This is a genomic window from Flavobacterium sp. Root901, assembly GCF_001429765.1.
In the GTDB taxonomy this organism is placed as follows: Bacteria; Bacteroidota; Bacteroidia; order Flavobacteriales; family Flavobacteriaceae; genus Flavobacterium.
Map to the genome: position 1 here is coordinate 673,410 of NZ_LMJB01000006.1, position 13,853 is coordinate 687,262.

Genomic DNA, 13,853 nt, shown 5'->3' on the forward strand with positions numbered 1-13,853 from the left:
TAGGCCACTTAAAAATGAGTAAAGAAGAAAAAAATCCATTTGAGACTTTAGAGTTTGCAGGTATTACATTTAAGGTTATTAACCGACACGAAGCCCACAGTATTATTGGCGATCTGACCAATTTTAATGGTGAAAAAATCTACAATGTTTTTGAAGATACCTGGCGTTTTCCGGATTATGAAGAAAATCCGGTTTTCCTTTTAGCAGAAGAAGATGTTGAACTGGAATCATTTGAAATGGAATTCAGTACAGAGCAGCATCCTGATGTCTTTATTTTAGGATTTATCTTTAAAGGAAACCTCAATGTTACAAAATTTATCACCTCTTTTGATACGGATAATTCGCCTGCGTTAATTGTCTTAGGAGAAACAACTACGTTTAATATTACATTATTTGGAAATGTACATTATTTAGGCGGCGGCTTAAAATGTGATGCACTCTTAGGAGAATACAATCATGGAGAACTTTTTGTAAAAGGCGATATTACAGCCTGGTTGATTTATAGTGATGATATGCTGATGCATTTTGAACGTTTTACAGATGTTCAGGCAATAGTGAATATCAACAGGCCTGATGTGATGATTTGCAGTAATGTTAGTGACGCGGATGGAGCTGTAATAACAGTCGAAAACTATTTTCCGTCGACTCATAAATTATCAGATATTGTTAATGACTCTTTTATTGAACATTCAGGCAGCGGAACAGAAGTTTTAGGGAATAATTATTATGATGTTTTTAAAGAAGGGCTTTCCATCATTGATTATGATAAAACAGAAAAGTATTCGTATACTAATTTTCGGGATCAGTTTATAGAGATGGTTAAAGTTTTATCTGACCATGAAGATGTAAAAGATAATGGCAGACTCATTAAATATATTTCAGGTACTACATATTCGTTTATTCCTTTTGATTACGAAGGAAAAAAATACAGTCAGATTTCTGAAGAAATTTCAAATGGATTTAGCATTAGAATAAGATCTTTATGGTGTCATGACGATCAGGAAATTACCCTCATTTTAGAATATCTTGATGAAGACGGAGATCCTAAATACCAATGGATGAATGATGAAACTGCACCCGGAATTGAACTTTACTGTGTCAAAGCCGCAGCGATAAAAACTTTTGAAATCCTTACTGCATATGTTTCTGAAGAAGAAAACGAAAATGAAGATAATGCCAATGAATATGAAGAATACAATAATAATTTTTCATTAGAAGAATTTGCAGTTCAGTTTAATGGCAGTGCAATACCGGAAGATTTAATAAAATTATACGAATTTGATCAAAAATACGGATCAGAAACATATTCTGAATGTTTTGGACTTCTTTTAATTAATGAAAAAACAGGGATAAAAACCTGGTCTGAGGAAGAAGAATTTTACAATAGTTTTATTGAATTTGCGGGAGCAAACGGTTCAGGAAGTTCTTATGCATACTGGCTTATTGATAATGATTTGAATAAATGCCCGATAGTAGTTTTTGGTGACGAAGGCGGAATTCATGTTGTGGCAGAAAATACACGAAAATTAATCCAGCTCCTGACAGTAGACACAGAGATTTCTGTTGATTTTGATAACGCTTATTTCTACAAAGACGAGGAATATTATCACGAAAATGAAAATAAGGAAGAATTTTCAAAATGGGTTAAAAAAGAATTTAATCTGGATGCAATAGAGTCTAATGAAGAAGCAGAAGTGATCGTAAACGAAGCAAAAACCAGATATAAAAAGCAATTAAATGAATTTTTAACCAGATTTGATATTGAAATTGGGGATGACGAAGATTAATTCTGCAATCATAAAATGAATATTTATCTTTGAATAAAATTTAAACAATGACAACACATTTAGCACTTCTTCGCGGTATTAATGTATCCGGCCATAACATGATAAAAATGGATGCTTTGAAAACAATGCTTGAAAATATTGGTTTTCAAAATGTCCGCACGTATTTACAGTCCGGAAATGTTTTTGTAGACAGCGAAGAAGATGCGGCAAAAGTTGGTTTTATGATTAAGCAGGAAATCTTTAAGGTTTTTGGTCATGAAGTTCCGGCAATTGTAATTTCAAAAAAAGATTTAGAATTGTGTTTTTCTAACAATCCTTATTTGAAAGAAAAAGGCATCGATATTAAAAAACTGTATGTTGTTTTTGTTTCAATGGCTTTGAAAAAAGAGAGTATACACGATTTAAAAATCAGTCAGTTTAAACCGGACGAAGCAAGTATAGACGAAAACAGGATTTTTATCAAATATGATATCGGAGCAGGAAAAACAAGACTGGAACTAAAATATATTGAGAAAAAACTAAATATTACAGGAACAATGCGAAACCTGAATACAATTACCAACTTACTGAAAATGTATGAAGAATAGCAATTAATCCCGCATCCATTTTAGCATTACCGGAAAAGCAGGTTTTCCTTCTTTGGCTGAACGTTCATTTCCAAGACATAAACCCATCCATTCCAGAATTGGCAATCCAATGTAATTTTCGCTGTTGAAATTTGAAATCAGCCAGTCAGCATCATTTTTATATCCGTCTGGATGAAATACAAAATCCAATGGCAGATTCAAATACTTCGATGCAGCAAACGACCATAAAATAGCTGCCATTTCTTCACCTTGTGTTGGCCAGTCGACAGAAATTTCATCAGTACCTATCAATTTTCTTTCTACAGAAGCTGTTACGGCTAAATGTCCCGCTTCATGCAGAATATCTCCGGGATAGATTAATGTATTGTAATCAATAAAAATGCAGTTGGGGCCTAAATCTAATCCCGGTAAAAAAGTCTGGCCTAATTCTTTTTCAATGACAACAATCCCAATTTGTTCCAAAAAATGCAGAACCTTATTAACTTCTTCTGTTTCTTTTAATGACATATTACTTTTTAAATCGAAATAATTAAATAAGATCGCAGTACCAGAATCCATAATCAAAAGCATCAGAAGCATTTGTATCACAGGCTTTATTCGATGAATCCTGATTTGCCGGGTTTTGATATTTTCGATAAACAATTTCGCCAATTTCAAAATTTACGGGTTTTGAAAAAATTGGCCCATCAAAAGTAAAAGTATGAAATTCACCATTTTCACCGCAGACATCTACATTTTCCGGTAAATCTTTTATAAAATCCTGATCGATAATTCGGCCCACAAAACTTTTGTCTAAATATTTTTCATTTACACAAACCACAATTGTTTTAAATCCAAGAGAAATAAATTCCTGAATTAACGCTAAGGAAGGAATTTTCCAAATGGGAAAAACACCCTGAAAACCTATTTTTGCCAATTGTTCTTCACGGTATTTTCGTAAATCTTCCAGAAAAATATCACCAAAAACAGAATGAGTAATGCCTTCATTTTTCAGTTCTGTCAAAGTTTTGGTCATCACATTTTCATAGACTTCCATTGTTGGCATTTCCGGAATTTCCATGATTTTCAGCGGAATATTGATGCTTTCTGCCTGAGCTTTTAAAAGTTCTACGCGAACGCCATGCATCGAAATCCGCTGAAACTGCTGATTTACACTGGTTAGCAAATACTCAATTTTGTAATCAGGATTTTGAAGGATTTTATATAAAGTCAAAGCAGAATCTTTTCCGCTGCTCCAGTTAAATAAGGCTTTTTTAGGTGTTGGCACGTTGGTATTTTTTTGTTTGGTAAACTTACAAATTTCATTCGATTTGTAAATGAAACCTTTGTAACTTTGAAATCTTATACGCCAAAAAATGACATTATATAAAGAAAAATTAAAAGTTGAATCTAACCGATTAAGAAACTGGGATTATTCTAGTGAAGCTCTTTATTTTATCACAATGGTTACAAAAAACAGAGAATGTATTTTTGGGAGCATTGATGAGGGTAAAATGATCCTAAATGAAAATGGAAAAATTGTAGAGAATGAACTTTTAAAATCGATAAAAATTCGAAAAAACTGGTTTTTTCATAATTGGGTTGTTATGCCCAATCATGTTCATTTATTAATTGAAATTCAGCAAAATATTGATTCAAAAATTGAATCATCAAATATTACCACGCTGCATATTAATCCATCGCACATTAACCCATCGTATATTAATCCATCAAATATTGTAGAGACGCACCGCAGTGCGTCTTCGTCCAGCATATCCGCAACAATTGACAAAACACAAAATGCACAAACAATGTCGATAAACGTTGCGGAGACGCACTGCGGTGCGTCTCTACAGAACCAATCGTTGTCTAAAATCGAATTGTTAAATATTATTACGCCCCATATTAACCAATCGCATATTAATCCATCAAATATCGTAGAGACGCACCGCAGTGCGTCTCCGTCAAGCATATCCGCAATAACTGACAAAACAAAAAACGGACAAACCATGTCGATAAACGTTGCGGAGACGTCTCTACAGAACGAATCGTTATCTAAATCGCAAAACAATCAATCTTTGCCGAAATTTTCTCGTAAATCAAATTCTATTTCATCTTTTGTTGCTATTTTTAAATCGGTTACAACCAAACAAATAAACGGTTTAGAATCAATTTGGCAGCAAAATTATCACGACCATATTGTTAGAAATTACAAAACATTTGAAACAATTTATGATTACATTAAAAATAATCCAATATCTTGGGAAACAGATTCTATAAACACAATAATGTAATGAAATATATTCTCTTTTTTATAACAACCTTCGTTTTTGCCCAACAAACTAAATATGTTGATTTTAAATCTGTTTCGGGAGAATTAAATATAATTGATTCCCAAAAAATAATTTACGGACAGGTCGATTACAATTTTGATGTTTTGCAGCCAATCGATACGATTAAAATCGACGCCAAAAACATGCAGTTTACCAATGTTCAGCTTGATGGTAAAGATGTCGTTTTTGTTAACACAGGCAAGGAATTACAAATTATTAATAATTTTCAGAAAGGAAATAATCATTTAACTTTTAAATATAATGCAAAACCAAAACAGGCTTTATATTTCGTTCCTGTTGAAAATAATGATATTCAAATCTGGACACAGGGACAAGGGCGATATACAAGCAATTGGTTTCCAAGCTTTGATGATGTTAACGAAAAAGTGATTTTTAATCTCGGAATTACTTATAAAAAAGAATATCAGGTTGTTTCAAACGGAGTTTTAAAAAGCAAAACCGAAAAAAACAACGTAGTACATTGGCAGTATCAAATGGAAAATCCGATGAGTTCTTATTTATTGGTACTTTCAGTAGGCAAATATGACAAAAAACAATTTTCATCAAAATCTAAAATTCCGTTAGAATATTATATTGAGCACAAAGATGCGTCCAGTTTTGAACCAACCTATCGTTATTCTAAACGAATTTTTGATTTTTTGGAAAAAGAAATTGGCGTAAAATATCCATGGAAAGTTTTCAGGCAGATTCCGGTTCGGGATTTCTTATACGGCGGAATGGAAAACACAACTACAACACTTTTTACAACACGTTATGTCGTGGATAATATTGGTTTTGTCGACCGAAATTATACCAATGTGGATGCACATGAACTGGCACATCACTGGTTTGGGGATTTAATTACAGCTGAAAGCAGCACGCATCACTGGCTTCAGGAAGGTTTTGCAACCTATTATGCTTTATTGGCCGAAAGAGATATTTTTGGAGACGATTATTTTTATGCAAAACTTTACGATACAGCACAGCAGATAAAATTTGCTTCAAGAACAGATACAATTCCGGTTTTAAATGCAAAAGCGAGTTCGTTAACTTTTTATGAAAAAGGGGCATGGGCACTTTTTGTTTTGCATGAATCAATTGGCGATAAAGCTTTCAAAAAAGCCGTAAAAAGTTATTTGAATAAATACGCTTTTAAAAATGTAAATACGCAGAATTTCTTCGACGAAATCAAACAGGTTTCCGACTTTGATTTGGTTCAGTTTCAAAAAAACTGGTTAGAATCTACCGTTTTTGATACACCGACAGCTAACGCTTTATTGAGTAAAAACCAAGCAGTTAAAGTACGTTTGGAAGTCGACAAACTGAAGAAAACACCTTTAAACGAAAAAATAAATTTTTTTACTAAAACCTTGGATTCAAATATTCATTATTCAGTAAAAGAAGCCATTATTTCGCAATTGCAGAATGAGAAATATGAAGATAAAAAAGAATTACTTTTAAAAGCCCTGCATCAAAATAATATTCAATTGCGCCAGACATTAGCAGGATCGTTATCTAAAATTCCGGAAGATTTTAGAACAGAATATGAAACGCTGCTCAATGATAAATCCTATCAGACGCAAGAAATTGCATTGTTTTATTTATGGAAAAATTTCCCGGATCATAGAACAGAATATCTGGATAAATCCAAAAACTGGATTGGTTTTAACGATTATAACCTGAGGACTTTATGGCTGTCTCTTGCGTTGTCTACAACAGATTATAGTGAGAATCCGCAGGCACTTATTAACGAGTTAACTGCTTTTTCAACTACCAGGTATGAAGCGGCAACCCGTCAGAATGCTTTAGAAAAACTCCTTGCTTTTAAATTTATAAATGATGATGTTTTAACCAGTCTGGTAAATGCTACAACACACCACATGTGGCAGTTCTCCAAATTTGGGAGAGACTCTATAAGAAGTTTATTGAAAAATTCAGAAATGCGTGCGTCATTTAATAGAATTTTACCTAATTTGAACCCCGATGAACAGTTTCAGTTAAACCGTTTATTAGCTGAGAAAAGTTAAAAAAGTTATGGGTGTTGAGTTATGAGTTGACTTAAATGGCATTAAAAATTAAAAATCATTATAGAGAATATCGAGTTTAGAGAGTAGGAGTTTTAAAACTCATAACTCATAATTCACAACTTAAAATTTATGAGAGCATTAGTTATTTCTGGCGGAGGAAGTAAAGGCGCATTTGCCGGCGGTGTTGCACAGTACTTAATAGAAGAAAAAAAACATGAATATGATTTGTTTTTAGGAACATCAACAGGAAGTTTACTTATTCCGCATTTAGCTCTCGGTCATATTAAAAAAATACATTCGGTTTATACGAATGTTACGATGTCAAGTATCTTTAATATTTGCCCCTTTGTGGTAAAAGTAAAAGAAGGAATAGACATTGTAACTATTAATCACTTTAATGTTATGCGCCAGTTTTTTAAAGGAAAAAGAACATTTGGCGAAAGCAAAGGTTTAAAGAAATACATTCAGAATAATTTCTCGCTGTCTGATTTCAATAAACTAAAAAAAATGAATAATGACGTTATTATTACAGTGACCAATTTCACGAAAAACGAATCAGAATATAAATCGGTTAAAGACTGCAGTTACGAAGAATTTTGTGAATGGTCGTGGATTTCCAGTAATTATGTTCCGTTTATGAGTCTGGTTTCAAAAAACAATTACGAATATGGCGATGGAGGATTTTCGAGTCTGGTTCCAATTCGCGAAGCCATCAACCGCGGCGCAACAGAAATAGACGTAATTATTCTCGAAACAGAAGTTAATACAAGCAAAATGGTTATTGGTAAAAATCCGTTTTCTTTAATGATTGATCTATTTAGAATTGCTTTGGATCAGGTAGAAAAACATGATATTGCTATAGGAAAACTTATGGCAAACAGTAAAGATGTTAAACTTAACTTATATTACACTCCGACTAAATTAACGGATAATGCCTTGATTTTTAATAAAGAAATAATGAAAGAATGGTGGAAGCAAGGGTACGAGTATGCCCAAAATAAATCTGAAGTAATGAGCGATAACAGGATTATTTAAGATTTTAGATTTCAGATTTTAGATTGTCTGCTCATAAGCTCATAATCTAAAATCTGCAATCTAAAATTAAATTTTACCAAAGTTCAGCAACTTCGTTTTTAATATAACTTAAAGCAACATTGCTTGGGGATTGTTTCTCTAATAAATCATTCAGGATAACTTCGCGAAGTTTATCAGCACTGTCAACTCTGTCGCTCATTGCCGCTTTACGAATCATTTGAATTGTAGAGTTTTTGGCAGTTGTAATAATCGACCAGCATTCTTCAGACATGTAAATTTGCTGCGTTAAATTGTGTTCAAATTCTTGTTCGATCTGATCTATTACAAAGTTCTCATAATCGTGTTTTTCATGCGAAATAGGAGTAACTCTAATTAGTAATTTGGTCAAATTAATACGTTCTAGAAACAAAGTCATTCTTTCGTATGCCTGCAGACGAATCGGAAGAGATTCTTTATGAGCTTGTTTGTTCAATAAAAAAGCACGTTTTTTATCGTTATTTTTAATGTGCAGTTCAAAAAAACTATACGCTACAAATCCAGTAACAATTGCAGGTAAAGTATAACTGGCTAATTCTATAATTCTTGTAAAATCCATTGGGGCTAATTTTTTAGCAAAAATATACTTTTTGATGAGAAATCCACTTTAAATTTATACGAATAAGCAAATTAGAAACTTTACTTTTGCGACTTGTTTTTATAACTACCAGAAATATTTCTCTTAATGGATTCATATATTATATTTTTTCTTTGTTTGGCGGCTTTTGCAGCAGGATTTATTGATGCAATTGTTGGCGGCGGCGGATTAATTCAAACTCCTATGGGTTTAATTTTATTACCAAATCTTCCGGTTTCTACGGTTATTGGAAGTTTAAAAATACCGGCTTTCAGCGGAACAGCTTTTGCAGCTTTTCAATATCTTAAAAAAGTTGTTATCCAGTGGAAATTACTTTTAATAATGATGTGTTTAGCAGTCCCTTCGGCATTTCTGGGTTCTACTATTTTAACCCTTGTAAGCAATGATTTTATGAAACCGCTTTTGCTGGTGATTTTGTCTTTGCTGTTTATATATACTTACGCCAAGAAAAACTTTGGACAGCATGTTGCTAAAGATCATTCCGAAACTACACAAATAATATATGCAGTTATAATCAGTATAATTGTTGGCTTTTATGATGGATTTATTGGTCCCGGAACCGGAAGCTTTTTTGTGGTTGCTTTTATAGCGCTTTTAGGTTTCGATTTTCTGCACGCTTCCGCGAATGCTAAAATGGTAAATCTGGCCACAAATTTCGGTTCGATTTGTCTGTTTATCATAAAAGGGAAAATCATCTGGACAATTGCAATTCCAATGGCTGTAAGTAATGGTCTTGGCGGCTGGCTTGGCGCAAAACTGGCAATTAATAAAGGAAATGGTTTTATTCGGATTTTCTTTTTAATAGTGGTTGTAGGAACATTGATTCGCTTCGCTTATGATGTGTTTTTTAAATAAGGTTCTGAGAGGCTAAGATGCTAAGGTTCTGAGATTCTAAGTTATTGAATAACCGTTGGTTAAAACCAATGGCTATTCAAATTTTAATTTAATTTGTATTTATTAGAGATTTTAAAATTATAAAGACTACAATAATGAATGAAATTATGGAAAATTCTGAAGATCTTTTAAATGATTTGCAGGATGATGTTATTCTTGAATTACTTCACAAAGGTGATGATGATATAAAAGCTGGCAGACTTATTTCTTTTTCCGATTTTAAAGAAAAATTGAGAATAAAGTATGATATCAAAATTAAAATTCTTTCAAAATATTTAAAAGAAGCCCATTGTTTATATCCAGCCCCGATTGAGGCGGTATCCTCGCAGTGAAACGGAGAGATATAGCCGAAAGCGGGAAACCATGTTTAATAAAATGCCTTTTGTCTGGCTTCAAAAAATAGTATCTCAGAACCTTAGCATCTTAGCCTCTCAGAACCTTTAAAAAGCATCTTAGGAACTTACTTTATAAATTCTTATTTTTGCATAAAAGGAGAAAATTACATGCAGAAATATATTGACCAGCTCAACGAAGCACAAAGACAACCCGTTTTGCAAAAAGACGGGCCAATGATTATTATTGCTGGTGCAGGTTCGGGAAAAACCCGTGTTTTAACGATTAGAATTGCTTATTTGATGGCGCAGGGTGTTGATGCATTCAATATTTTGTCGCTTACTTTTACCAATAAAGCAGCGCGTGAAATGAAACACAGGATCTCTGATATTGTGGGAGCGTCTGAGGCAAAAAATCTTTGGATGGGAACTTTTCACTCGATCTTTGCGCGTATACTTCGTTCGGAATCAGATCATTTAGGATATCCTTCCAATTTCACAATTTATGATTCTCAGGATTCAGCGAGATTAATTTCTTCGATTATTAAAGAAATGCAGCTGGATCGTGATATTTATAAACCAAAGCAGATTTTAGGCCGCATATCCAGTTATAAAAACAGTTTAATTACTGTAAAAGCTTATTTCAATAATCCGGAATTAATTGAAGCCGATGCAATGGCAAAAAGACCGAGATTAGGAGAAATCTATCAGCAGTATGTAGAACGTTGTTTTAAGGCAGGAGCAATGGATTTTGATGATTTATTGTTGAAAACCAACGAATTACTTACTCGTTTTCCAGAAGTTTTAGCTAAATATCAAGATCGTTTTCGCTACATTCTGGTTGATGAGTACCAGGATACGAATCACTCTCAGTATTTGATAGTAAGGGCTTTATCTGACAGATTTCAGAATATTTGTGTTGTTGGTGATGATGCACAGAGTATTTACGCATTTCGTGGAGCGAACATTAATAATATTTTGAATTTCCAGAAAGATTATGAAGGGGTAGTAATGTATCGATTGGAGCAAAATTACCGTTCAACCCGAAATATTGTTGAAGCGGCAAATACCATAATGGAGCATAATAAAACCAAACTGGATAAAGTGGTTTGGACTGCGAATGAATTTGGTCCCAAAATCAAAGTTCACAGAAGTTTGACCGATGCCGAAGAAGGGCGTTTTGTTGCCAGTACGATTTTTGAACAAAAAATGCAGAATCAGCTTCATAATGGAGCTTTTGCAATTTTATATCGTACTAATGCACAGTCTCGTGCAATGGAAGATGCATTGAGAAAACGCGATATTCCGTATAGAATTTATGGCGGATTATCTTTTTATCAGCGTAAAGAAATTAAAGATGTTTTGTGTTATTTGCGTTTGGTAATTAATCCGAAAGATGAAGAAGCGTTGATTCGTGTTATCAATTATCCTGCTCGTGGAATTGGGGATACAACTGTTGAAAAATTAACCATTGCAGCAAATCATTACAAACGTTCGATTTGGGAAGTAATGGTAAATATTGATAAAATTGATCTGAAACTGAATACCGGTACAAAAAATAAGCTAAAAGATTTTGTGACCATGATTCAGAGCTTTCAGGTGATTGATCAAAATCAGGATGCTTTTTACGTAACGGATCATGTGGCAAAGAAAACCGGTTTAGTTCAGGAATTAAAAAAAGATGCAACTCCTGAGGGAATGGCAAAAATCCAGAATATTGAAGAGCTCTTAAACGGTATAAAAGATTTTACTGAAGGACAAAAAGAAATTGACGGAGCAAGAGGTGCGTTATCTGAATTTATGGAAGATGTGGCACTTGCAACTGATTTAGATAAAGATACGACCGATGAAGATCGTGTAGCGCTGATGACGATTCACTTAGCAAAAGGACTAGAATTCCCGCATGTTTTTGTTGTGGGAATGGAAGAAGATTTGTTTCCGAGTGCCATGAGTATGAGTACCAGAAGTGAATTAGAAGAAGAACGTCGTTTATTTTACGTAGCTTTAACTCGTGCAGAACATCAGGCTTATTTAACTTATGCACAATCCCGTTACCGCTGGGGGAAACTTACAGACAGCGAACCTTCTCGTTTTATCGAAGAAATTGATGGTCAATATCTTGAATATCTAACTCCGGCAGAAAGTAATTACCGTTATAAATCGCCAATTGACGGTGATATTTTTGGAGACATTGATAAATCGAAATTACGATTAGCAAAACCAGTAGGAGGAACGCCTCCCAAACATATTACAGATAATAATCCTAAACCGGATCTCAATATTCGAAAATTAAAACCAGTTTCAGGAAATGCGCCTTCAAGTTCAAATACTAATTTGTTTGACAGTAAATTAACGGTTGGAAATGTTGTAATGCACGAACGTTTTGGAAAAGGAGAAGTTATTAATTTAGAAGGAGTGGGAGCTGATAAAAAAGCAGAAATTAAATTTGAAGTTGGTGGAATTAAAAAACTTCTGTTAAGATTTGCTAAATTAGATGTGGTAGGATAAATATTGGTTTCAAGTTTCCGGTTTCACATTCAAATTACAATTTGAATGTGAAACCGGAAACAAATTAAACTTTAAACAAAAATCAAATGGCTGAGTTCATAAAAATATATCCGGATAAACCTAGTGAAGCCGCAATTGCAAAAGTTGTAAAAGTGCTTCAAAATGGCGGTTTGGTAATTTATCCAACCGATACGGTTTACGGTCTAGGCTGTGATATTACCAATTCACGCGCTTTAGAAAAAATTGCAAAAATAAAAGGAGTAAAGTTAGAGAAAGCAAATTTCTCTTTTATCTGTCATGATTTGAGTAATCTTTCAGATTATGTCCGTCAAATAGATACTTCTACCTTTAAAATATTAAAAAGAGCACTTCCCGGACCTTATACGTTTATTTTACCGGGAAATAATAATCTCCCAAAAGAGTTTAAAAAGAAAACTACTGTTGGTATTCGTGTTCCTGATAATAATATCATATTAGAAATAGTACGTCAGTTAGGAAATCCTGTTGTTTCGACTTCTATTCGTGATGAAGATGATGTAATTGAATATACAACAGATCCGGAATTGATTTTTGAAAAATGGCAGAATCTGGTTGATGTAGTAATTGATGGAGGTTATGGAGATAATATAGGTTCAACAATCATAGATTTATCTGAACATGAACCGGTTGTAATAAGAGAAGGAAAAGGCGATGTTGATATTTTATAAATAAAAACGTAAATCTTATAAAAGTTCAAAAAATTATGCCTAACTTTAGTATAGTTAAAATTTAGTTAGTTAATAAAAATAATGTTATTCTTGATTTAATTGGTCATTTAAAAATTAAGAATACAAAAAAAGCAGGTCAACGACCTGCTTTTTCTGTTTTATAAAGTATATTACTTTAATTATTTTGCTTGTTTTTTCATTTCTTTTTCGATCATATCGTAGAACTGATCAATTTTCGGCATAACAACAATACGGGTTCTTCTGTTACGAGCTTTGTTTTCCGGAGTATCATTTGCAACTAAAGGCACATAAGAGCTTCTTCCGGCAGCAATTAATTTTGCAGGGTTTACATTTAAGTCATTAGTTAATACACGAACGATTGAAGTAGAACGTTTAACACTTAAATCCCAGTTGTCTAACAAAACACCGTTGCTTTTGTAAGGAACGTCATCTGTGTGACCTTCAACCATACACTCAAAGTCAGGTTTGTCGTTTACTACTTTTGCAACTTTAGCTAAAACAGATTTTGCTTTGTCACTCACTTCATAGCTTCCGCTTTTGAAAAGTAATTTATCAGCAATAGAGATAAATACAACTCCTTTTTCAACATTGATTTCGATATCCGGATCGTTGATTCCAACTGCACCTTTTAAACTTGTAACCAATGCTAAAGTTACACTGTCTTTTTTAGTAAGAGCATCCTGAAGTCTTGAGATTTTTAAATCTTTTTCTTTTAAACTTTCAAGAGATTTTTCAAGGTTTTCAGCACCTTTAGTAGTTAAAACTGTTAAGTCTTTTGAGCTGTTAATTAAATCCTGATTGTGTTGTTTATAGCTTTCAGCTGTTGCTGCTAATCCTGCTTTTTCTTCCAGACAAGAATTTAATTTAACTGTGCAAGAGTTTAATAAATCCTGAGTCTCTTTTTGCTTTGCTTCTAGTGCAGCGTATTGCTTTTTCGATACACACGAAGTTAAGGCCATTAATACTGATAGTGCGATAACTATTTTTCTCATAAGTATTCTATTTAATT

The 13,853-nt window shown here is 33.3% G+C and carries 13 protein-coding genes; 9 read left to right on the top strand and 4 right to left on the bottom strand.

Translation table 11 applies throughout. The annotated features are described in order from the left end of the window. The first annotated feature begins 14 nt into the window (after window positions 1–14). Both ASE21_RS12350 and ASE21_RS12355 read left to right on the top strand, forming a co-directional pair. A complete protein-coding gene (locus ASE21_RS12350; RefSeq protein WP_057122965.1) occupies window positions 15–1,787 on the top strand; it encodes a hypothetical protein in 1,773 nt (590 codons plus the stop codon). Between the two features lie 47 nt (window positions 1,788–1,834). Further along, entirely contained in the window at window positions 1,835–2,374 is a 540-nt protein-coding gene (locus ASE21_RS12355) for a DUF1697 domain-containing protein (protein ID WP_057122966.1), read from the top strand. 3 nt (window positions 2,375–2,377) lie between these two features. Here the strand turns inward: ASE21_RS12355 and ASE21_RS12360 are convergent, their stop codons facing one another. Both ASE21_RS12360 and ASE21_RS12365 read right to left on the bottom strand, forming a co-directional pair. Then, complete coding sequence (locus tag ASE21_RS12360; protein WP_057123194.1) at window positions 2,378–2,881, bottom strand: hypothetical protein; 504 nt, start codon at window positions 2,879–2,881, stop codon at window positions 2,378–2,380. Window positions 2,882–2,903: 22 nt separating this feature from the next. Beyond that, window positions 2,904–3,641, bottom strand: coding sequence for a diphthine--ammonia ligase (locus tag ASE21_RS12365; RefSeq protein WP_057122967.1), 738 nt, complete (start codon window positions 3,639–3,641; stop codon window positions 2,904–2,906). A gap of 88 nt (window positions 3,642–3,729) precedes the next feature. On the opposite strand from ASE21_RS12365, the gene ASE21_RS12370 reads away from it, so the two are divergent. From ASE21_RS12370 to ASE21_RS12380, 3 genes are all read left to right on the top strand, one after another. Next, window positions 3,730–4,647 carry a transposase gene (locus ASE21_RS12370; RefSeq protein WP_057122968.1) on the top strand — a complete coding sequence of 306 codons (918 nt, stop codon included), beginning with the start codon at window positions 3,730–3,732 and terminating at the stop codon, window positions 4,645–4,647. Then, window positions 4,647–6,713, top strand: a complete 2,067-nt coding sequence (locus ASE21_RS12375; protein ID WP_057122969.1) for a M1 family metallopeptidase — start codon at window positions 4,647–4,649, stop codon at window positions 6,711–6,713. The genes ASE21_RS12370 and ASE21_RS12375 overlap by 1 nt, the downstream gene beginning before the upstream one ends. A gap of 129 nt (window positions 6,714–6,842) precedes the next feature. Further along, window positions 6,843–7,748 (top strand): patatin family protein, encoded by a 906-nt coding sequence (locus ASE21_RS12380; protein ID WP_057122970.1) that lies wholly within the window; start codon window positions 6,843–6,845, stop codon window positions 7,746–7,748. 73 nt (window positions 7,749–7,821) lie between these two features. Here the strand turns inward: ASE21_RS12380 and ASE21_RS12385 are convergent, their stop codons facing one another. After that, a complete protein-coding gene (locus ASE21_RS12385; protein WP_057122971.1) occupies window positions 7,822–8,343 on the bottom strand; it encodes a hypothetical protein in 522 nt (173 codons plus the stop codon). 126 nt (window positions 8,344–8,469) lie between these two features. Here ASE21_RS12385 and ASE21_RS12390 point away from each other — a divergent pair, with 126 nt between their 5' ends. The 4 genes from ASE21_RS12390 (at window position 8,470) to ASE21_RS12405 (ending at window position 12,823) form a co-directional block, all read left to right on the top strand. After that, window positions 8,470–9,237, top strand: a complete 768-nt coding sequence (locus tag ASE21_RS12390; RefSeq protein WP_057122972.1) for a sulfite exporter TauE/SafE family protein — start codon at window positions 8,470–8,472, stop codon at window positions 9,235–9,237. A gap of 134 nt (window positions 9,238–9,371) precedes the next feature. Then, entirely contained in the window at window positions 9,372–9,608 is a 237-nt protein-coding gene (locus ASE21_RS12395; RefSeq protein WP_057122973.1) for a hypothetical protein, read from the top strand. 171 nt (window positions 9,609–9,779) lie between these two features. Then, a complete protein-coding gene (locus ASE21_RS12400; RefSeq protein WP_057122974.1) occupies window positions 9,780–12,116 on the top strand; it encodes an ATP-dependent helicase in 2,337 nt (778 codons plus the stop codon). 86 nt (window positions 12,117–12,202) lie between these two features. After that, complete coding sequence (locus ASE21_RS12405; RefSeq protein ID WP_057122975.1) at window positions 12,203–12,823, top strand: L-threonylcarbamoyladenylate synthase; 621 nt, start codon at window positions 12,203–12,205, stop codon at window positions 12,821–12,823. A gap of 179 nt (window positions 12,824–13,002) precedes the next feature. Here the strand turns inward: ASE21_RS12405 and ASE21_RS12410 are convergent, their stop codons facing one another. Further along, a complete protein-coding gene (locus ASE21_RS12410) occupies window positions 13,003–13,836 on the bottom strand; it encodes a flagellar motor protein MotB (protein WP_057122976.1) in 834 nt (277 codons plus the stop codon). Window positions 13,837–13,853: the final 17 nt, after the last annotated feature.